Source organism: Agathobaculum ammoniilyticum (genome assembly GCF_025567315.1).
Lineage (GTDB): Bacteria > Bacillota > Clostridia > Oscillospirales > Butyricicoccaceae > Agathobaculum > Agathobaculum ammoniilyticum.
Window position 1 is genome coordinate 1 of the sequence record NZ_JAOQJE010000005.1, and the last position, 20,849, is coordinate 20,849.

General features: G+C 54.3%; 21 protein-coding genes. 2 read left to right on the forward strand and 19 right to left on the reverse strand.

Annotation, left to right across the window (positions count from 1 at the left end):
• Positions 1 to 139: 139 nt before the first annotated feature.
• The 5 genes from OCV66_RS06590 to OCV66_RS06610 all read right to left on the reverse strand — a co-directional run bounded on the left by OCV66_RS06590 (position 140) and on the right by OCV66_RS06610 (position 4,114).
• On the reverse strand, positions 140 to 928 hold the full coding sequence (locus OCV66_RS06590; RefSeq protein ID WP_186949922.1) for a PD-(D/E)XK nuclease domain-containing protein: 789 nt from the start codon (positions 926 to 928) through the stop codon (positions 140 to 142).
• 323 nt (positions 929 to 1,251) lie between these two features.
• A complete protein-coding gene (locus OCV66_RS06595) occupies positions 1,252 to 1,455 on the reverse strand; it encodes a helix-turn-helix domain-containing protein (protein ID WP_054326355.1) in 204 nt (67 codons plus the stop codon).
• Positions 1,427 to 1,885, reverse strand: a complete 459-nt coding sequence (locus OCV66_RS06600) for an RNA polymerase sigma factor (RefSeq protein WP_054326356.1) — start codon at positions 1,883 to 1,885, stop codon at positions 1,427 to 1,429. Before OCV66_RS06600 ends, OCV66_RS06595 begins: the two co-directional genes overlap by 29 nt.
• A 247-nt stretch (positions 1,886 to 2,132) precedes the next feature.
• A complete protein-coding gene (locus OCV66_RS06605) occupies positions 2,133 to 3,380 on the reverse strand; it encodes an MFS transporter (RefSeq protein WP_054326357.1) in 1,248 nt (415 codons plus the stop codon).
• Positions 3,381 to 3,472: 92 nt separating this feature from the next.
• Complete coding sequence (locus OCV66_RS06610) at positions 3,473 to 4,114, reverse strand: TetR/AcrR family transcriptional regulator (protein WP_054326358.1); 642 nt, start codon at positions 4,112 to 4,114, stop codon at positions 3,473 to 3,475.
• 319 nt (positions 4,115 to 4,433) lie between these two features.
• Here OCV66_RS06610 and OCV66_RS06615 point away from each other — a divergent pair, with 319 nt between their 5' ends.
• Together OCV66_RS06615 and OCV66_RS06620 are read left to right on the forward strand one after the other, a co-directional pair.
• The gene (locus tag OCV66_RS06615; protein WP_054326359.1) at positions 4,434 to 4,652 is read left to right on the forward strand and encodes a hypothetical protein; all 219 of its coding nucleotides are present in this window, start codon (positions 4,434 to 4,436) and stop codon (positions 4,650 to 4,652) included.
• A 56-nt stretch (positions 4,653 to 4,708) separates the two neighbouring features.
• Positions 4,709 to 6,355 carry a recombinase family protein gene (locus tag OCV66_RS06620; protein WP_054326360.1) on the forward strand — a complete coding sequence of 549 codons (1,647 nt, stop codon included), beginning with the start codon at positions 4,709 to 4,711 and terminating at the stop codon, positions 6,353 to 6,355.
• A 99-nt stretch (positions 6,356 to 6,454) separates the two neighbouring features.
• Here the strand turns inward: OCV66_RS06620 and OCV66_RS06625 are convergent, their stop codons facing one another.
• The 14 genes from OCV66_RS06625 to OCV66_RS06690 all read right to left on the reverse strand — a co-directional run bounded on the left by OCV66_RS06625 (position 6,455) and on the right by OCV66_RS06690 (position 20,707).
• The gene (locus OCV66_RS06625; RefSeq protein ID WP_054326361.1) at positions 6,455 to 7,849 is read right to left on the reverse strand and encodes a DUF4179 domain-containing protein; all 1,395 of its coding nucleotides are present in this window, start codon (positions 7,847 to 7,849) and stop codon (positions 6,455 to 6,457) included.
• A gap of 3 nt (positions 7,850 to 7,852) precedes the next feature.
• Complete coding sequence (locus tag OCV66_RS06630; protein ID WP_147573978.1) at positions 7,853 to 8,350, reverse strand: RNA polymerase sigma factor; 498 nt, start codon at positions 8,348 to 8,350, stop codon at positions 7,853 to 7,855.
• Between the two features lie 173 nt (positions 8,351 to 8,523).
• Positions 8,524 to 9,078 (reverse strand): hypothetical protein, encoded by a 555-nt coding sequence (locus tag OCV66_RS06635; RefSeq protein WP_054326363.1) that lies wholly within the window; start codon positions 9,076 to 9,078, stop codon positions 8,524 to 8,526.
• 154 nt (positions 9,079 to 9,232) lie between these two features.
• Positions 9,233 to 11,533: an ATP-dependent Clp protease ATP-binding subunit gene (locus OCV66_RS06640; protein ID WP_147573979.1), complete on the reverse strand. Its 2,301-nt coding sequence runs from the start codon at positions 11,531 to 11,533 to the stop codon at positions 9,233 to 9,235.
• A 37-nt stretch (positions 11,534 to 11,570) separates the two neighbouring features.
• Entirely contained in the window at positions 11,571 to 12,188 is a 618-nt protein-coding gene (locus OCV66_RS06645) for a CvpA family protein (protein ID WP_054326364.1), read from the reverse strand.
• Positions 12,178 to 13,440, reverse strand: a complete 1,263-nt coding sequence (locus tag OCV66_RS06650; RefSeq protein ID WP_054326365.1) for a DUF5711 family protein — start codon at positions 13,438 to 13,440, stop codon at positions 12,178 to 12,180. Before OCV66_RS06650 ends, OCV66_RS06645 begins: the two co-directional genes overlap by 11 nt.
• 98 nt (positions 13,441 to 13,538) lie before the next feature.
• Positions 13,539 to 14,309, reverse strand: a complete 771-nt coding sequence (truA, locus tag OCV66_RS06655) for a tRNA pseudouridine(38-40) synthase TruA (protein ID WP_054326366.1) — start codon at positions 14,307 to 14,309, stop codon at positions 13,539 to 13,541.
• Positions 14,306 to 15,118: an energy-coupling factor transporter transmembrane component T family protein gene (locus OCV66_RS06660; RefSeq protein ID WP_147573980.1), complete on the reverse strand. Its 813-nt coding sequence runs from the start codon at positions 15,116 to 15,118 to the stop codon at positions 14,306 to 14,308. The genes truA and OCV66_RS06660 overlap by 4 nt, the downstream gene beginning before the upstream one ends.
• Complete coding sequence (locus tag OCV66_RS06665) at positions 15,118 to 15,987, reverse strand: energy-coupling factor transporter ATPase (RefSeq protein WP_147573981.1); 870 nt, start codon at positions 15,985 to 15,987, stop codon at positions 15,118 to 15,120. Before OCV66_RS06665 ends, OCV66_RS06660 begins: the two co-directional genes overlap by 1 nt.
• Before the next feature lie 60 nt (positions 15,988 to 16,047).
• Positions 16,048 to 16,896: an energy-coupling factor transporter ATPase gene (locus OCV66_RS06670; protein ID WP_054326369.1), complete on the reverse strand. Its 849-nt coding sequence runs from the start codon at positions 16,894 to 16,896 to the stop codon at positions 16,048 to 16,050.
• A gap of 22 nt (positions 16,897 to 16,918) precedes the next feature.
• On the reverse strand, positions 16,919 to 17,047 hold the full coding sequence (locus OCV66_RS06675; protein ID WP_256435195.1) for a hypothetical protein: 129 nt from the start codon (positions 17,045 to 17,047) through the stop codon (positions 16,919 to 16,921).
• 78 nt (positions 17,048 to 17,125) lie between these two features.
• Complete coding sequence (locus OCV66_RS06680) at positions 17,126 to 17,992, reverse strand: class I SAM-dependent methyltransferase (RefSeq protein WP_054326370.1); 867 nt, start codon at positions 17,990 to 17,992, stop codon at positions 17,126 to 17,128.
• A gap of 399 nt (positions 17,993 to 18,391) precedes the next feature.
• Positions 18,392 to 18,703, reverse strand: coding sequence for a hypothetical protein (locus tag OCV66_RS06685; protein WP_054326371.1), 312 nt, complete (start codon positions 18,701 to 18,703; stop codon positions 18,392 to 18,394).
• 63 nt (positions 18,704 to 18,766) lie between these two features.
• Positions 18,767 to 20,707 (reverse strand): YgiQ family radical SAM protein, encoded by a 1,941-nt coding sequence (locus OCV66_RS06690; RefSeq protein ID WP_107631685.1) that lies wholly within the window; start codon positions 20,705 to 20,707, stop codon positions 18,767 to 18,769.
• Positions 20,708 to 20,849: the final 142 nt, after the last annotated feature.

Here is a 20,849-nt window from a genome sequence, read left to right on the forward strand (position 1 = left end):
GCCGTTTTACCCGTCTGCCGCCCATGATAAATTTTTCTCTATTTGCACCGCTTTTGGCGGTTACACAAAATTTGGGATTGCCCCTAAAAAATAAGCAGAAAGAATACACAAAATAATGTATTCTTTCTGCTTATTGCAATTATGGACGAATATACACCATTACACTTAAATCGTCTGCATCTTTACTTAAGTCATTTTCAAACCCTCTGGGGTTCTTTATTCGACTATCAGGATCATAAACAAAACACACTAATTTTTTACAATCAGGATGGGCTTTGTACCTAGCAATATCTATAATCAACTCATTCGCTAATTCTTTATTATTGAGTCCTTTTCGTGTTTTCTTTGTTTCTATAACAATTTTTTCATTTTTCAGCAAAAAATCTTGTCTCGAAGATGTACCAGCATATGAAGGCGTCCATTCTTCCGGACGAATATCATCACAATATAGTGTCAATAAAGTATGTAACAAATCTTGTACATCATATTCATCAGCCACATCTAAAGTCTCTCGATTATCATACCTATCTCTTAGTTGTATTACTACTTGATGAAATCTATTTAATATATTTCCAATTGCTGCATCCGTTAAACCTGTCAATTTTGAGGAGTTCTTTGATAAATTTAATTCTTGTTTATAACAATCTTGATTCGTTTCAAGATTATTAATTATTTCTCTAATTAAATGTATATTTTCTCTATGCACATCATGATTTAAAACAAATTCATTCGACAATATATTGGAAATATTTTTTTGATACCATTTTTCAATTTCTTTACAGCTAAATAAGATTATATTAAACTCATTTTCCGATAACGCTTTTGACAAAGACTTAATAATAGCTGTTATAGTAGGTTCAGATGTATATTCGTCAATACAACCAATAATTCCAGTTAAACGAATTTTTATAATCTCAATGCTTTCCATTTTTATATTCTCCTTTAGCACGTTTTGAAAATAGTATACCAAATAAACCTCAAAAATCAAAGATAATATCTTTGTTACGCAGTAGAACGCCTTTTTTGAACGTATAAGTATAAAATATCATATGGGTGATTTTTATGCTCTGTAAAACCACATAAATCAATGTAAAATCAACCTCTACTGCGTAACATTACATAATGGATTGAGGGCGTAAGCGGTTTATCCGATTGCGCCCTCTTGTCTGCTCCACAGTAAAGACAGGGAAACCGTCAAGGACGCGAAGCGTGCATTTTATCCTTGACGGCTTTCTCTGTCTTTGCTATTCACTATCTGTCAAAACGGAATTGCAGGACAGCTTTGATAAGCTGTGCTTTCAGTCGGTCTTGTATATCATCATTGATATTACCATGATAAGTAGACAGGTATTTGATACGTCCAGTATAATGTCTTAATACTGCGTCTACCGCTTCCGGTTCCCCTGCAACTGCCTTTTCGATAATTTCAAAAGGTATCATTTTCCTGTTCCTCATGCTCCAATCTCTCCATTTCTTTTCTTAGCTGTTTGAGTGCTGCTATTTTCCAGTAGTTTACTGTCGTGCGGCTTTTCCCATACCTTTCTCCGATTTTCTTATCCGTATATCCAAAGAAGAAATACAGTACCAAAACTTCCTGCCGCAACTTGGGTAAATCGGAAAACACTTTTGCCAATCGTTCATTTTCTATTACGATTCTCTCGTCGCACACAATTAATTCCGTCGAACTTGTTTGCTCCGCAAAATAACTGTCTGTTGTAGATGGATTGTAATACCTTTCCTCCATGAGATAATCAAGGGATATTTCCCGTTTCTGCCGTCTGCCAATATCCCGATAGGCGGACATGGAAGCATTACGGAGAACAACTTTACAAAAGGCTGCAAAAGTGTATTCGATATGCTCTTTGTATTGCTCTAAATCGTTCATTGTTTCACCCCCTTTCTTCCCAATAGGGGTTATTGCAGAAAACGCCCATACAGCAATAAAACTGCATAGGCGTTCGGAAACATGAATTGTTTAAGCATATAAAATGATATGTGTATTCATCATCATAGCCAGAGTATCCCATGATGAAAGAAAGGCTTTTTTTGATGATTGAATCAAAAATATAGGAAAGACGGGCAGCATATTGATACCTCCTTTATATTGCTATGACCTTAAAAAGTGAATGTTCTCATTCGTTACTGTTCTCTAATTGGCTGAATATTTTCTTTGAGTAAAGAGCAATCAAGAAAGCGGCAACGGCTGCTACAATCAATACAATCCATGTCCGGCTTTCAAAAATATCAAACAAAACACCATAAATCGCCTGCCCTATGGGTTGACCACACATGGCTATGGAAATCAACGCCGCCATGATTTTACCAACCAATTGCGGGGGCGTCTGCTTTTGTACCATTGTGTAAATCTGCACAACAAACAGCGTAGAAGCTCCCATTGCAGTAAAGCTCATTAGTGTAATAACCCAATAAGACAGGATTGCAGGAATATGAAACATCAACGAAATCCCCATCAATGCTACGGAAGCTGCACAAACCAGAAGCAAAATATAAGAGCTTTTTAGCTTCAATTTTTCTGCTATCGCTGCTGTTAAAATTCCACTGCACAAACCACCTAATGCAAGTGCGCCTTGGGTAAAGCCATACATGGTATCTGACATTTTAAGTACCTGTGTAATCAAAATAGGTGTCCCAACAATCATAACCGAACTTAATATTAGATTGAAAATAGAAATCAGAAACACGACGGAAAAGAAAATCGGTTTTTCAGTTTTTACGAACTGGTAACTTTCCTTTAAGTCATTTCCTACAACTGTTAAAATACCTCTTTCCCTTATACGCTTTTCATGTGGGATATGGATAAAGATTTCCATAACTGCGGAAAAAGAAAAGCAGCCAATACTTAAAATCAAAATAGGATAAATCCCCCACATTCCAAACATGATGCCGCCAATGACAGGTCCCAGTAAACCGGAAAGAGTATTTACTTGGTTGATAACTGCGTTTCCTGCCATTAGTTTTTCTGATGATACTAATAACGGGATACTCGCCTGCACAGACGGCTGATAAGTACCGGAAATTCCATACAGAAGCATTAACACAGTAATGAACAACGGAACCGTTGGCAGCTTTCCTAAGCTAAGATAAAAAATCAGTATCAATACCGCTGTACAAAAGTCCAGCCCGACCATAATATTCCGCTTGTTCACTCTGTCGGCTAATACGCCGCCAATCATCGACAATACTACCATTGGCGCAAAAGAACAGGCAGTTACCATTCCAAACAGAGCAGATGAACCTGTTTCCCGCAATAAATAAAGCGGCAGGGCAAAACGTAAAATTGCATTTCCAAACAACGAAATGATTTGCCCGATAACAACCAATGTAAAATCACGTTTGAAAAGAGTCGATTTTTCTTTCATATAAATCCTCCTCAATATTTTATAAACCAACCGTCGGTCTGTATATGGTTTAAAATAAACTGCCCTGCAAAGGACAGATTATTTTAACAACATTACTGCTGCTTGCAAAAGCCAATATATGCTTCAATTAAAGCTTCATCTAACAGAACATCAATGCCAATACCTTTCATCAGATGATTGAACGTATTACATCTTTCCCGCATACCATGTGCGTCCGTTTGATTTACCAACGGATTGAGCCATGTATTTGCTAAAATCATAATCGCTTCTGCCACCTCTTTTGGGTGTTCAATTTGAATAGAGCCGTCTTCCATACCCTGTTTTAAAATCGGTTCAATAAATTTGGGTGCCACTATTTGATAAATTTGCCCGATTTGCAAAGCCAAAAATCTTGGGTTGTCTAACAGACTTGGTGTAATCGTCAACATAAGGCTTTGGTTGGAATGGAACACCGCCGTTCGGATAATCTTCCGAAGCTTTTCCAAACCATTTACTTCTTTATCATCTCTTACTTTTGCTAATACTGCCGTATTTTCTTCTCCGATACGGTCGAAAATGGCTTCCAGTATATCCTCTTTAGACGCAAAATGATGATAAATGGCACCTTTAGAAAGCTTGGTTTCATTGATGATGTCCTGTAAAGAAGTCCTGTCATAACCTTTTTCAGCGAATAGGCGGGTAGCCACATCTAAAATCAATCTGACAGTTTCTTCTGGATATTTGTTCCTTGCCACTCTATCCCTCCTTACAGACCGTTGGTCCGTATAAAGAATAGCACAAATTACTTTCGCTGTCAATATAGCTCCCTATCCGCTGATTTGGCATTTCTAAAACTTTCCCGTATCAATGAGTAAAGAAAGAAAATCAAAATTTTTTTCATAAATCTTTGGCAAAATCGTCCTATGCGGTGTAGTAGGGATTGAAAGGAAAAACAGAGGGTTTGGGAAACTTCCCAACAAGCAAAATGCAGCGCATTTTTACGGAAAGGGTACCCCTTTCCTATGCTTGCTAAGAAGTTTTTCACTTCATCAAATGCGAAAGGACGGGAAAGGAATGGAAAAGAAACGAGTTATCAAAGACGGTCAAATCGTCGTGAAAAATCCCCTGTATCAAGAACTTCCGAAGCATGAAGTCATTATAAAATCGGGGAAAACGCTCTACCGATTTACAGGCAGCTATGACGGGAAGAAGTCATTGCCGAGTAAAGTTTTACGCCTTATGGAACAGGAAAATTTACAGAAAGAAGTTGATAAAAAGGACGGGAGCCGATAAAATGAACACATACAATCCTGTATGGCAGACTGCCCGCCAACGAAAGGAGCAAACTTATGTTAAGGCAGTCTGACAACAAACTTACCGCCCTCTATTGTCGCTTATCACGCGACGACGAATTACAGGGCGACAGCAACAGCATTGTAAATCAAAAGGCGATTTTAAGTAAATACGCAAAGGAAAACGGCTTCAAAAATCCCCTATTCTTTGTAGACGACGGATATTCAGGTACGAATTTCAACCGTCCGAGCTGGGGCGAACTCATTGAGAAGATAGAAAACGGCGAAGTATCTACACTGATAGTCAAGGATATGTCGCGGCTTGGGCGTGATTATCTGAAAGTGGGATTTTATACCGAAGTCTTGTTTGTAGAAAAGGGCGTGCGGTTTATCGCTATCAATAACGGCATAGACAGCGCGAACCAGCAGGACAGCGACTTTACCCCCTTTTTGAACATCATCAACGAATGGTACGCCAAAGATACAAGCAAGAAAATCCGCGCGGTAATGAAGTCCAAAGGAGAAGCGGGCGAACATCTCTGCACAAATCCGCCATATGGTTACATGAAAGACCCGGATAACAGAAAACATTGGATTGTGGACGGAGAAGCCGCCGAAGTAGTCAAGCGGATATTCGCCCTTTGTTTGGACGGTTACGGACCGTCGCAGATTGCCCGTATTTTGAAAGAGGATAAAGTCATAACGCCGACAATCCATTTTCAGCAGACAGGCAGGGCAACGAGAAACGCGCCGCCGGACAATCCCTATAACTGGACGGGCGATACCATAGCTGATATTTTGGAGCGTCAAGAATATCAAGGGCATACGGTAAACTTCAAAACCTATAAGCAGTCCTACAAGAACAAGAAAACCTGTTATAATCCAGAGGAAAAATGGCTTGTGTTTGAGAATACCCACGAAGCAATCATTGACGCCGACACATGGGCGCGGGTACAGGAATTACGCAAGAACAAACGCCGCCCGACAAGGACAGGTAAGACGAATATGTTTTCCGGTATTGTGCGCTGTGCCGACTGCGGCGAAAAGCTGTATTACTGCACAAGCAGGAACTTTGAAGCAAGACAAGACTATTTTGTCTGCTCTACTTCAAGGCTCAAAGGGAAAGAGGTTTGCCCAACGCATTTTATCCGCGCTGTGGTGTTGGAACAGGGCGTACTCGCTCATATGAGAATGGCGATTGCTTGTGTTGCGAACCACGAAGAACAATTCCGCAAGGCTATGGGTGCAAAGCAGAAAGCCGAAGCAAGGAAAGAACTTGCGGCAAAGCGTCGGCAGGCAACACAGGCGGAACGGCGCATAGAAGAACTTGACCGACTTTTCAAACGTATTTACGAGGATAATGCCAACGGAAAACTATCTGACAGCAGATTTCAAATGCTCTCTGATGATTACGAGCAGGAGCAGGAAGAACTGCGGGAAAAGCTGTTGCAACTGAATGAAGAAATTATACAGCAAGAAGAACAGGCAGAAAACATTGACAGGTTTATCGGCAAGGTGCGGAAGTATCTCGACTTAGAAGAATTAACGCCCACTGTCTTAAATGACATGGTAAAGGCGGTGTATGTTCACGCACCGGATAAGTCAAAGGGATATAGGGAACAGCAGATTGATATTTCCTATGACCTTGTGGGAATACTCCCCGCCGCCATGTTGAACGACCTGCAAAACGGAGAAACGGCATAGCCGAAGCTACGCCGTTTCCCGAAAACGTTCCTATGCTGTTTTATGAGTGCCGCCCTTTGAGGCTCTTTTATTGCGTATGGATTTTATTGCGTATGGATTTTATTGCAGATCGATCGTAACGGCCTGCTCTTCGAGCAGCTCCATATCGTCGTCCGGCTGCCAGAAGGACACGCCGGCGACCCTGGCAAGCTCTTCCTCGGCCGCGCCGGGGTAGTACAGGGTGGCGATGATATTCCCAGTCTCACGGTCGGTATAGCTGTCAAAGTAAGCGTCATTGTTCAACGACAGGCTGTTCCCAGCCGCGTCTGTCAGATTAAACTGGCCGTTTTCCATCCAGGTCGCGCCGTGAGTGGAGAAGATGGCAACAGCCTTGGCCGCGCCGACCTCCAGACTTTCGAGTGTCAGGCCGTTTTTGCCTTGGTCGGTCAGCGGAAGCGCATCGAGCGCACCCTTGACCTCGTGGGCATGATAGCTGGACATGAACGGGATCAATGTGATAGATTTGGTGTCCTCGTCCGCACCGATAAATTCAAACTGATTCACCGACCGGCCTAAGCCGCTGGCGGTTAGTCCGACGCTGATGAGGGGCAGGTAATTGCCCTTGTCGTCACGCAGGACGAAGCTGTCCCATGGCATAGCATCGCCGGACACGCGCTCGCTGAGTGTGATGGACGAACTGAGCGGGGAGATAGATACGCGCTCGACGCGCGGCGTGCGGTCTACCGTATAGGCGTTGCCCCTCTCGTCCGTACCGGAGAAACGGACGGTAAAGTCCTGCTCTGGTTCGACTGTCAGGCTACCCACTGAGCTTTTATCGACCGAAAGCGCGAATTTAAAATCTGCGTCCTGCATGCCATTGATGCTGCCGCCGGTATATAGTAACAGGTTAAACTGGTCAGGGAGCGATTGCTTGAGCGGCAGCCGATGCAGGCCCTTGAGCGTGCAGTCGTCCTCAAAATAGGCCTCGTTCAAAATAGCGCCTGTTGTATCCAGTTCCTTGCCATCAACTGCCGCCCAGAATACAGGCGCAGACCAAGCGGCACGCCAGCTTTCGGGGTCGCTGCTGTCACCAGTCTGTTCCAGCGGAGCCTTGCTCGACATAGTATAGAAAATATTGATATAGCTGTCGTCAGCCGCGATGTTATCAATAGTCAGCGTTATGCCGTCTATGGTCTGGCTTGTGTCGACCGCCGCGTTATAGGCCTTATACCGTTCCTGGTGGGCGGCGTATTCCGAAGTGCGGTTCCCGCTGAAGTAATCGATTGCGTTGCGTGTCATTTCCAGCATCGCGGGTGCAGCCGCTGAAGCCCCTACAACCAGCGCGGCCGCTGCGGCGATGCACACAGCCATGCGGAGCGGGCGGCGCTTTTTTGCGGGCTGTGCCGTCCGCGCGGGCAGGGTATCGAGCAGCGCGTCCATACGGCTGTCAAAGCCGTCGGGCGTAGGGCAGTCCTCCCGCGCGGCGCGCGCTTTCAGCTTTTCATCAAATGTCATACCCTATTCCTCCTTTAACAGCATGCGCAGACGGTTCCTCGCGCGGGAAAGGCGGCTGCGCACCGTGCCTTCGCGCACGCCGAGCGTTTTGGCAATCTCGGCGGTGGTCATATCCTCGTAATAGAACAGCACGGTCGCGATCCGATGATCCTCCGGCAGACGGCAGACCGCGTCCCACAGGCCGAGGTCGTGTTTATCCTCCGAGCCGCCCGCGAGCGGCTCGAGGTCGTCGGTATAGGTCACGCGCGCGCCCTTGCGGAGATGCTCGTAAGCGCAGTTGACCGTGATCTTGATGAGCCAGCCCTTGAGCGCCCGTTCCTCGCGCAGCCGTCCGAATGCCTGCCACGCGCGTAAGGTCGCTTCGCTGACCGCGTCCTCAGCGTCCGCGTCACTGTCGAGCAGGGCGCGCGCCGCGCGGTACATAGCGTGCCGGTGTGCGGTCACTGCGGCGGCAAAACGCTCGCGCGCATCCTCCTGCATACCAGTCAATATCATTTCCATCGTTTCACCTCGTCTCCATTGTCCGGACATTATAAGGATGCGTGTGGGAGGGGGAATGTTCCCGATCAGGGGGATTTTTTATGGCGCGGTACTTGTGTGGGGAGAGCAAATAGGCCGGCCTGGTTTTTCCTGTGTCGGCTGACGGAAAAACCGCCCCAAAGAGGCGGTTTTGTTTATTGCGCACGACGGTAAAGGATAGGCTGGTCATACCCGAAAGTACGCTTGCCGTTCATCTCCATAACTTCAGATACCTCAAGTAATTCATCCGAAAAACGCTCGAACAGTTTGAATTTGAGCGTGGGGGTGAACATACTTTCACTGCCGCCCTCCCAAACGCCATCCTTCAGACGGTAGACCGCAGGCGTGAACTTTTCTGATGCGCGTAGCGCCGTATAGGCGACCGGCTGCATGCTTTCATAGGTGAAATTGGTTTTGCTGCAGCCTGAGGGGAGATCGAATGAAGTCAGGCAAATCCCGTGTGCCTCTTCGGTGAAAAGAAACAGGTGTGACGAAGCGTTGGTATGGCCGTTGATCGTATAATAACTTTCCTCAATGAGGAACACGCCTGAAAAATCCTCAGGCAGGCCCGAAATCTTGTTGTTGCACGGGGTGTTGACATGCTCGGCATAGGGGAAGTCCGTCACACCCTGTTCCTGCAGCAGGTGGAACTGTTGTGCGTTGTTGAAGCGTCCGGAAAGGATATGAATAAAATCCTTTAATTGGCTCATATGCGTCCTCCTTATGGAATATGGTGTTTGAATGAACACTATTATACTCTATGAACGGCGGTTTGTCCCTGTCTGTATGCTGTAATTCATAAATGTTTTACAAAAAAACAGCCGGACGATATTCGTCCGGCTGTGGTAAAAGCAGAGGAGAAGGTTAGATCGTTTCCAGAATGATCCTCCCATTCCCAGCGTGCAGGTATGCGCCGGAAAGCGGGCGCTCGCCTGTGACGATCGCAGTTGCAAGCGGGTTCTCGATCTCCTTTTCGATCAGGCGGCGCAGGTTGCGCGCGCCGAACTTGATGGAGAACGACTTTTCGGTCAGGTAGTCAAGCAGCGTGTCGTCCCAGGTCAGGCGAAGCTGCTTGCCCGCCAGGGTATCGCGCAGCTCGCCCAGCATGATGGTGGCGATGCGGCGGAAATCGGCGTTTGTGAGCTGGTTGAACGCAATGATCTCATCGATACGGTTGAGGAATTCAGGACGCATGATATCCTCCAGCGCCTTCATCGCGCGCTCCTTGCTCTGCTGGGAGACCGTACGGCCGAAGCCCGCGGGCGTGCCGCCGGTCGCGGAGCCGGCGTTCGAGGTCATGACGATCACCGTGTTTTCAAAGCTCACCACGCGGCCATGCGCGTCGGTCAGGCGGCCGTCGTCAAGGATCTGCAGCAGGGCGTTGAGCACATCGGGGTGCGCTTTTTCGATCTCATCGAACAGCACGACCGAGTATGGGCGGCGGCGGATCTTTTCGGTCAGCTGCCCGGCCTCGTCATAGCCGACATAGCCCGGGGGCGAACCGATCAGGCGGGAAACCGTGTGCTTTTCCATATATTCCGACATATCCAGCCGCACCAGTGCGTCCGGCGAATCGAACAGGTCGAGCGCGAGCTGTTTGACCAGCTCGGTTTTGCCCACGCCGGTCGGTCCGACAAACAGGAAAGACGCGGGCTTGCGCTTGGGGCTGATGCCCGCGCGCGAGCGGCGGATGGACGCGCAGACCGCGTCCACGGCCTCGTCCTGGCCGATCACATGTGATTTGAGACGGCTCTCCATATCCCGCAGCCGCGCGGATTCCTGCGCCGCGACCTTGGAGGCTGGAATGCCGGTCCAGATCTCAATGACCGAGGCGAGGAGCTGCTCGTCAACCGCTGGGGCGGGCTGGGTCAGCAGCTCGTGCAGCCGGCCTTCCACCTGCAGCAGGCGCTGGCGGCAGGCGGCGATGCGGGCGTAAGTGTCCTCCTGATCGGTGCGCGCGCTGGACTGGGTCAGCAGGTCGAGCTGGGTCTGCAGGCTTTCCAGCTCCGCTTGGAGCGCGGGGATTTCGGAAAGCTGCGGGGAGTCCAGATTGAGACGCGAGCAGGCTTCGTCAATCAGGTCGATGGCCTTGTCGGGCAGGAAACGGTCGGTGATATAGCGCTCGCTCATCTCGGCGGCACGGCGGCACATCTCGTCGGACACGGTCACGCCGTGGAAGGTTTCGTAATAAGAGCGGATGCCCTTGAGGATTTCGGTGGTCTCCGCGACCGACGGCTCGCCGATATACACCGGCTGGAAGCGGCGCTCGAGCGCGGCGTCCTTTTCAATATACTTGCGGTATTCCTTGAGCGTGGTCGCGCCGATGACCTGGATATCGCCGCGCGCGAGCGCGGGCTTGAGGATGTTGGCCGCGTTCATCGAGCCTTCGGAATCCCCCGCGCCGACGATGTTATGCACCTCGTCGATCACCAGGATGATGTTGCCGAGCTTTTTCACCTCGTCGATCAGGCCTTTCATGCGGCTCTCAAACTGCCCGCGGAACTGCGTACCCGCGACGAGCGCGGTCAGATCGAGCAGGTGGACCTCCTTGTTCCGCATCTTGAACGGCACCTTGCCCTCGTTGATGCGCACCGCCAGCCCTTCGGCCACGGCGGTCTTGCCCACGCCGGGCTCGCCGATCAGACAGGGGTTGTTCTTCTGGCGGCGGTTGAGGATCTGGATGACGCGGTCGGTTTCGCGGTCGCGGCCGACGATATGGTCGATGCGGCCCTCGGCGGCTTTGCGCGTCAGGTTTTCACAGTAGTTGTTCAGGTATTTGCGCTTTTTATCCTCGCGCGGGGGCGCCTGCGTGCGCGTGCGTGCGCTGTCGCGCAGTGGCGTCTGCGGCGGCAGGGGTGGGGCGGGGGAGGACGGGACCGGCGCCGCAGGGTCGGTTTCGTGAGGCGCGTCGTCGTCCGCCCCGTCCGAGCCGGCAGGCACTAGGTCGTTCAGGTCGGACAGCGAGCCGATCTCGCCTGAAAGGGCCTCGAGGTCGTCCTCGGTGATGCCCATTTGCTCCATGATATTGTCGAGCGGCTTGACGCCCAGCTCGCGCGCGCATTTCAGGCACAGGCCCTCCTGGGTCGTTTTGTCCGGCCCTTCGATCTTGGTGATGAAGACGACCGCGATATTTTTTTTGCATCGCGAGCACATTGGCATGTTCATAATGTGAAATCTCCTTTTCGGAAGTAGGGGGGCGCGGTTAGATCGCCACCGGCAGTATATCCATCAGTTTTGCCAGCAGTAGGGTATTTGACACTCGCTCAGGCGAAAGACAGCCGAGCGAGGAGTAGGTGATGGGGAAAAACCACTCAATGCCGAGCAGCAGCAGGGCAACCAGAACAAGGCCGGTCGCGGCGCCAACGATACCGCCGGCGAGCGAATCCAGAATGCCGAGCGGCGTCAGGTGGGCGATAAAGTGCAGGCTTTTGGCCGCAAAGCTGACGATCCAGCCGAACAGGATCGCGCACAGCAGAAGCAGAAGCAGAAAAGCGATGCTTTCGGCCATGCTGGTCGCGGCCTCGGTCACGGTCTGGCGCAGCCCGTCAAGCAGGCCGGCGGCCTCGCCCAGCGCGGCCTGATTTTGAAAAATATCGCCCACAATGGGGGTTACGACCCACTTGGCAACAATAGGGGCGGCGGCGCGCGCGGCAAAGAACGCCGCCGCCAGGGCAATGAGCTTACCGACCAAGCCGTACAGCGAACCGAAGAAGCCGCGCCGGAAGCCCAGAACCATACAGATCAGCACCACCGCGAGAATGACGAGGTCCGGCAGGTTGAGCAGCCCCTTGAGCAGGTCTAATAATAGATCAGCTTGCATGGGAGATATCCTCGGATTGTTCAGAATGCGCGGTAAACAGCCGCGTGTTTTTTGCGTATAGGGCGAACAGAGTGCCGTCATCCGTCAGCAGCACGCTGCGCGCGCCGACAGCCTCGCTGTTGTGCCAGAGCGGGGCAGCGCTGCTGTCATATACCGATACGCCGGAGGAAGTGAGCACGGCAAAGCCCGCGTTTGACAGGGAAACCGCGGACGGCTCCTCGGACAGGAAGAAAGGACCGTTCAGCACGCCATCCTCCTGTACGGTATACAGGTCGCTGCGCGCGCCGCCGGAATAGGAGCGGGTGGCGAGTACGACCGCGCCGTTCTGCATGGAAAAGGCGAGCAGGTCGCTGGAAACAAAGGTCAGCACATGTTCAGTTCCACCCTTCCGGTCGGCCAGATAAAGCCCGTCATCCGCCAGGATGGCGGCTGTACCGTTGGACAGGAAGCGGACGTCAATGCCGAGCGTCCCTTCCAGCACCGCGTCCGCAGCCAGTTCGCCGCTGGAAACGGTATAAAGCAGCAGGTGGGAGTCGAGCATGACCCCGTCCTGCCGGAAGGCCAGCGCGGCGAGCGTTTTGCCATCTGGCGAGAGCGCGGCCGATACGATATAGTATTCCGAGGATTGGTATTTGAAAACCTCTTTGCCGCTGGTATCATATACGGCCGCCGCGGTGCGGTAGCCCTGCTCGTCTGTAACGAGCGCAAAATGGCCGTTTTCGGCAATGCTGCCGGTGATGATTGGGGAGGTCAGCTCCAGCTCCGCAGCGGCGGAGACCGAATTGGCCAGCACGGCTTTCGTGCCGCCGCAGTCAAAGGCGAGAACGTAATCGTCACAGGCTTCCACCACGGGGGCGGTATAGCCGAGCGTCTGCCGCAGCGTTACCAGGCCGCCGGGCTTGGCAAGGAACAGGGAATCGCTGTCCGCATAGGCCAGGCCGGATTCAAACAGCGCCGCATCGGAAAACGAGCCGTTTTCATAGGCGATTGTGGTCGCGTCGCCCCCATGCTCCCGCAGGCCCGCGATCGCATAGCTGGCAAGGCTTTGGATGGAAGCGGGCGTGAAAAGCCGGTAATTGGAAAGCAGGAACAGGAAAACCGCGATCACAAGCAGCCAGCCGCAGGCGGTTCGCAGCGTGGTGACAATGCGCACGCGGATATCCTTGCTTTCGAGCAGTAGCCTGCGCCGTTCTTTTTTGGAGGACGGGAAACGGATGATATTTTGTTTTGTTTTCCTGGTCTTTGTGGTCAAATGCTTCCGCCTCCTCATTGTATCGCGTTTTGGGGCTAAAAATGTGAATAAAAATTAAATTATCGGGCGCATATGGAACAGGCCGCATAAAAACGGGTTCAGCTTCCGAGCTGGAACGGGTCGAGCGCGGGGGTATGCTCATACCACAGGCGGTTCATGAACAGCCCGTTCGCGGGCAGGGTGGGGCCGGCCTGCTCTCGGTCGCCCGACCGCAGGATCGCGGTGACGTCGTCCGGTGTCAGCTTCCCGCCGCCCACATAGGCCAGCGTGCCTGCGATGGCGCGCACCATGTTGTACAGGAACCCGTCGCCGCAGACGCGGATGCGGATGAGCCCGCCCGCCGGCTCGACCTCGCACCAGAACACGGTGCGCACCGTGCTTTTGACCGGCGTACCCTGGCTGCGCACGGCAGCAAAGTCCTGCCTGCCGACAAAGCGCTGCGCGCCCTGCTGCATTTTCGCAAGGTCGAGCGGGTAGTGGTATCGGTAGGCGTAGCGGGCATGGAACGGGTCGCGCAGGGCCGAGGGATAGATATAGTACGCATATTCCTTTTTGGTGCAGTCAAAGCGGGCGTCGAACGACTCCGGAACGGCGGCAGCGCCGGAAACCGCGATATCATCGGGCAGGAAGCTGTTCAGCGCATAGGGCAGGCGCGCCATCGGGATGGTGCAGTTCGCCCGAAAGCTTGCGACATACCGGCGCGCATGCACGCCGGAGTCCGTGCGCCCCACGCCGGAAACATGCGCCTTCTGGCCGAGCAGACGGAAGACTGCGGTTTCCATGCTCTCCTGGATGGAGGGACCGTTTTTCTGTACCTGCCAGCCGTTGTAGTTCGTCCCGTCGTAAGAGAGGATAAGCGCGATGTTCATAGGCCGTACCGCCCCAGCGCGATCACCGCGCCGATTACAACCGCGAAAATAACGCACGCACAGATATCCACGCGTTCAATATGGAGCTGCTTCATGCGCGTGCGCCCCACGTCGCCGCGGTACAGGCGGCACTCCATCGCAGTGGCCAGCTCATCCGCGCGGCGGAACGCCGAGATGAACAGCGGCACCAGAATGGGGATCATTGCCTTGGCGCGCTGGATTAGATTGCCGGAGTCAAAATCCGCGCCGCGCGCTTTCTGGGCGGAAATGATCTTTTCGGTCTCCTCGATCAGCGTCGGGATGAAGCGCAGCGCGATCGACATCATCATGGAAAGCTCATGTACGGGCGCGTGCAGCTTTTTCAGCGGCGAGAGCAGGCGCTCCAGCCCGTCGGTCAACTGGATGGGGGAGGTGGTATAAGTCAGCATGGAGGTCGCGATGATGAGCAGCATCAGGCGCAGCACCATGAAGAACGCGACCTTGACGCCCTCCCAGGAGATATGCAGGAAGCCCCACTGCCACAGATATTCGCCCGTGGCGCTGGGCGTGTAGAACAGGTTTAGCACCGCGGTGAACGCGATGATGAACAGGACCGGCCGAAGCCCGCGCACGACAAGACGGGGGGAAATGCCGGAAATGCCGATGACCACGGCAAGGAAAGCAATCACGGCCGCATAGGAAACCGGACCGCCCGCCAGAAACAGCGCGATGATGAACACGACTGTCAATACGATCTTAACCCGTGGGTCAAGCCGGTGTACCGCGCTGTCGCCGGGGAAAAACTGGCCGATGGTAATGTCCTTGAGCATCAGTGCGCCGCCTCCTTCCGCTTGCAGGCGCGCAGCGCTTCCAAGGCCTGCGCGACGGTGAATACCGAGGTGTCCACGGCATGTCCGCGTTTTTTCAGCTCGAGCATGACCTTGGTAATCATGGGGATGTCGAGACCGGCCGCGACGATCTCCTCCGCGTGGGAGAATACCTCGCGCGGGGTGTCGCAGAACAGGATCTTCGCGTGGTTCATCACGAGCAGGCGGTCGGCCAGCCGGGCGATGTCCTCCATGGAGTGCGAAACGATTAGCACGGTCGCGCCGGACTGGTCGTGGTACCGCTTGACAAGGCTGAGGATCTCATCCCGTCCGGCAGGGTCGAGGCCGGCGGTCGGCTCGTCCAGCACAAGCACGTCCGGACGCATGGCAATTACGCCCGCGATGGCGACGCGGCGCTTCTGGCCGCCGGACAGCGCAAATGGAGACTGGCTGGCAAGGCTTGCGTCCAGTCCAACCGCATCCATGGATTCACGCACGCGTTCGTCGATCTCATCCTGCGGCAGTTTCATGTTGGTCGGGCCGTAAGCGATATCCCGGGCGATCGTCTCCTCGAAAAGCTGGTATTCCGGATACTGGAACACCAGGCCGACGCGGAAACGGGTTTCGCGCGCGCATTTGCCCTTTTCGTTCCAGATGGGCTGTCCATCCAGCAACACCTCGCCTGAGGCGGGCTTGAGAAGGCCGTTAAAATGCTGGATCAGAGTGGACTTGCCCGAACCGGTGTGGCCGATCACGCCAAGGATCTCGCCCTTTTGTATTTTCAGGTCAACATGGTCGAGCGCGGTGCGCTCAAAGGGGGTGCCTGCCCCGTAAACGTAGGTCAGGCCCCGTGTTTCAAGAATCGTTGACAATGGGTTCTCCTCCCATATGGATTGATGTGCGGGGTGAAAGGCGCGCGGCACTTCTGGCCGCTATGCCAGATACTGCTCCAGGATATCCGCGCATTCACCGATGGAAAGCGCGTCGATCGGCAAGGCTTCGCCGTCCTGCCGGTTGAGGCTGTGCAGCACCTCAATGGTCTGCGGCACGGTGAGCGACGCGGCGCGCAGCGTGTCCACCTGCGTAAATATCTCGCGCGGCGTACCGTCCATCAGCACGTTCCCCTGATGCATGACCACCACGCGCTGCGCCTGCACGGCCTCGTCCATGTGGTGCGTGATCAGGATGACCGTGATGCCGTACTGGCGGTTCAGCTCACGCACGACCGCCATGACCTCGCGCCGCCCCTGGGGGTCGAGCATGGCGGTGGGCTCGTCAAGCACCACGCAGCGCGGCATCATGGCGATCACGCCCGCGATGGCCACACGCTGCTTCTGTCCGCCGGACAGGCGGTGCGGCGCCTGCTTGCGGTATTCGTACATGCCGACCGCGCGGAGCGCTTCGTCCACCCGTTTGCGGATTTCGGCGGGCGGCACGCCCATGTTTTCGAGCGCGAACGCAACGTCCTCCTCCACGACCGTGGCGACAAGCTGGTTGTCCGGATTCTGGAACACCATGGAGACGGTCTTTCGCACCTCATAGGTGTTGCTCTCGTCCCGCGTGTCCATCATATCGACATAGCACACGCCGCCCGTCGGCAGACGGATGGCGTTGAAGCAGCCCGCGAGGGTGGACTTGCCCGAGCCGTTATGCCCCAGCACGGCGACGAATTCGCCGCGCTTGATCGAAAGGTCCACGCCCTTCAGAACAGGTACGGAAAGCTGTCCCTCCTCCGCGGGATAGGCGTATTGCAGGTTTTCTGTTTTGATGATCTCGGACATAGCTTTTTCATCCTTAAAACAATCAGAATTTCGGTCGGTTGGACTCGTCAATCGCGTCCTTGACCGCTTTTTTGACGACAAAATACAACAGAATCAGGAAAAGGATATCAGGGAGATACATAAACAAATTAAAAAGCAAACTTTGCAGCATTAGTTTTCCCACCTTCCTCCATCAGAAAGCAGTTCGTGCCGTACCCTGCGTTTTACACGCTGGATACAGCCGTATCCGTTATTCCGCCGCAATAAACCGCGCGCTCGACCCGCACGGCAATACCAGTCCGGTCGACTCGACCGGCAGGCCAAGCTCCTGCGCCTCGATGCGCCCCGCGGTGCGTTTGGCCGCCGTGATGCCGAGCAGATAGGCCATGACGGACGGAGCCAGTCCGGTGGAATAGCTGGAGATCAGTACGAACAGCGGCTTATCCGACAATACGTTCATCGTCATTGCGACAAACTCGGCCACGTCCTCCTCGATCTTCCAGGTCTCGCCCGAGGGGCCGCGTCCGTAACTCGGCGGGTCCATGATGACCGCGTCGTATTTGCGGCCGCGCCGGATCTCGCGCTGGACGAACTTTTTGCAGTCGTCCACGATCCAGCGGATCGGGCGGTCGGAAAGGCCAGAGGAGGCAGCGTTTTCGCGCGCCCACTGGACCATCCCCTTGGAAGCGTCCACATGGCAGACCGACGCGCCCGCTGCCGCTGCCGCGAGCGTTGCGCCGCCCGTGTAGGCGAACAGGTTGAGTACGCTTACCGGCCGGCCCGCGTTCCGCACCATGCGGTCAATGAAATCCCAGTTGGCGGCCTGCTCGGGGAACAGGCCGGTATGCTTGAAGCTCATGGGCTTGAGCTGGAACGTCAGCTCACGGTAGCGGATGGCCCACTGCTCGGGCAGGCTGCGGATTTCCCACCTGCCGCCGCCCGCGTTCGAACGGTGGTAGATGGCGTTGGGCCTGTCCCACGCGCGGCAGGACGCCTCGCGCGGCCAGATGGCCTGCGGGTCCGGCCGCACCAGCACTTGAGTGCCCCAGCGTTCGGCCTTTTCGCCGCCGCCGCAGTCAAGCACAGCGTAATCTTTCCAATTGTCCGCAATCCACATAAACACATTCCTCGTTCTGTGAGAGATTTACACAATTTATCAGTATCTATTTTAACACCAAAAAGCGGGCGGCGCAATGCAAAAGAAATCCCACCGAAGGGGCGGGTTTTTATGAAAAACGGCGAAAGCAGACTGTGTACGCCGTCCGAAGCGCCGGAAAAGCAAACCGGACTGCGGCCGCAGTCCGGTTTTGAGAAAGGCGGGGCGGCGGAGTCAGGCGGTCTGCGCCTGCCGCGTCAGCTTGCGAGTGATGGTTATGAACATCACCACCGACATGACCACGGAGAACAGGTCGGCGATCGGCTGGGTAAAGATAATGCCGTCCAGCCCGAACAGGGCGTTGAACAGGAACAGACAGGGGACGAATACGAAGCCTTGCCGGCTGCCTGCCAGCGCCAGCTACGCGGCCGCGCGTCCCATAGCCTGCAGCACGAACAGGATGCGGAGTACAGGCATGGACAGCATCAGCGCGCGCAACATGGGTACGCCCGCTTGGATCACGTCTGCGTCATTGATGAACACCGAGATGATGCGGTCCGCAGCGAAGTAGTAGGCCGCGGTCAGAACCGCGCGCCTCACCGTGGTGCAGACGACCAAGAAATTGACCACTCCGCGCAGGAAGTAGCACAGGTAAAAGACGCAGGCGCAGATGCTGCCGATCACGGTGGCGGTGGCGGCTCCGGCCACGCCCCAATCCAGCGAAAGGATCATGATGGGGGCGAGGATGATGTTTGCCAGGGAAACACCGGCCGTTTGTCAACGGCCGGTGTGGAATTATTTTTTGCGCTTGGCCTTGGCCCAGCCTTTCTTTTTGGGTGCGGAGGGGCGGCCCATCCCTGTGCGGGCCGGCGCGCGGCCGGCCGCGGCCTTTTTCGCCGGGGCGGATGGCTTTTTCGCCGCCGTGGGCGGCTGCTCGCCGCGGTGCGGGCGGATCAGACAGCCCTTGCCGTAGCCGATCAGATCCTCGCGCCCGGCCTTTTTAAGCGCCGCCAGCACGATCGGCCGCTTGTCCGGCCGCCGCCACTGGAGCAGCGCGCGCTGCATGGCCTTTTCCTCGGGTGTTTTGGCCACATAGACCGGCTGCATCGTGCGCGGGTCAAGTCCGGTGTAGTACATCGCGGTCGAGAGCGTACCCGGGGTGGGGTAAAAGTCCTGCACCTGCTCGGGCATATAGCCGACTCTGTTCAGGTATTCCGCCAGCAGGATCGCGTCGTCCAGTGTCGCGCCCGGGTGGGAGCTCATTAGATAGGGGACCAGATACTGCTTGCGGCCCAGCTTCTGGTTGATGCGGGCGTACCGCTCGCGGAACTGTTCGTATACAGAAAATGATGGTTTGCCCATATAATACAATGCGTTATCGCTCATGTGTTCGGGCGCAACCTTGAGCTGACCCGAGATATGGTGCTCAACCAGCTCGCGGAAAAACGCGTCGTTATGGTCGGCCATCATGTAGTCATAGCGCAGGCCGCTGCGCACGAATACCTTTTTAACGCCGTTGAGCTGGCGCAGCGCGCGCAGCAGACTCAGGTAATCCGTGTGGTCGGCTTCGAGGTTTTGGCACGCGGACGGAAACAGGCAGCGCTTGTTTTTGCACAGGCCGTGTTCCTCCTGCTGCTTGCAAGCGGGGAAGCGGAAATTCGCGGTCGGCCCGCCGACGTCGTGGAGGTAGCCCTTGAAGCCGGGCATCTGCACGATCTGTTTGGCTTCCGCGATCACGCTTTCATGGCTGCGTGCCTGGATGTACCGTCCCTGATGGAAGGCGAGCGCGCAGAAGTTGCACGCGCCGAAGCAGCCGCGGTTGTGGATGATGGAGAACTGCACCTCCTGAATCGCGGGTACGCCGCCCAGCGTCTCATAGGACGGGTGGTAGGCGCGCATATAGGGCAGGGCGTACACATGGTCCATCTCCGTGGTGGTCAGCGGGAGGGAGGGCGGGTTCTGGACCATCACGCGCCTGCCGTGGCGCTGTAAAATCGCCTTGCCGCGCACATGGTCCTGCTCGTCGTACTGCGTTTTGACCGAGCGGGCGTAGTCCGCCTTGCGTGCGCATACATCCTCGTAGGAGGGGCATTCGACCGCGTCGAACGCCAGTCCCTCCACATCGTGCGCCAGATAGGCCGTGCCGCGCACACCCACGCAGGCGTCCGCGCCCTTTTTGCCGTGCTTCAGGTTGCGCGCCAGCTCGAGCACCGAGCGCTCGCTCATGCCGTACATCAGCCCGTCCGCGCCCGTGGACTCCAAAATGGAGGGCATCACGCGGTCGGCCCAGTAGTCATAGTGTGCAAAGCGGCGCAGGCTGGCCTCGATGCCGCCGAGGTAGACCGGCACCTCCGGAAATGCGCGCCGCGCAAGCATGGCGTAAACGGTCACCGCGCGGTCGGGGCGCTTGCCCGCCCTGCCGCCGGGGGTGTAGGCGTCGTCCGAACGACGCTTTTTGGCTGCGGTGTAGTGCGCGACCATGGAGTCGATATTGCCGCCGTTGATAAGTACCGCGTAACGCGGCCGGCCCATGGCGAGGAAGTCGCGCTCGTCGCGGAAATCCGGCTGGCTGAGGATGGCGACTCTGTAGCCCGCGTCCTCGAGCACACGAGAAATGATCGCGGTGCCGAACGAGGGATGATCGACATAGGCATCGCCGGTGACGAGCAGGAAATCGCAGTAGAACCAGCCGCGATCCTGCATATCCTGTTTGGAAATCGGGAGAAAACCGTTCATAAATCCCCTTTCGCTTTGCAAAGCGTGAAAAGACGTATACCATAGAAGTAAGCGGTCCGGAAAGACGAAAAAGCGGTTGGCCACGCTCCTGCAGAGAAGGTGGTTTTATGGAGAGTGTGCAGCAGATTATTTTGATGCTGCG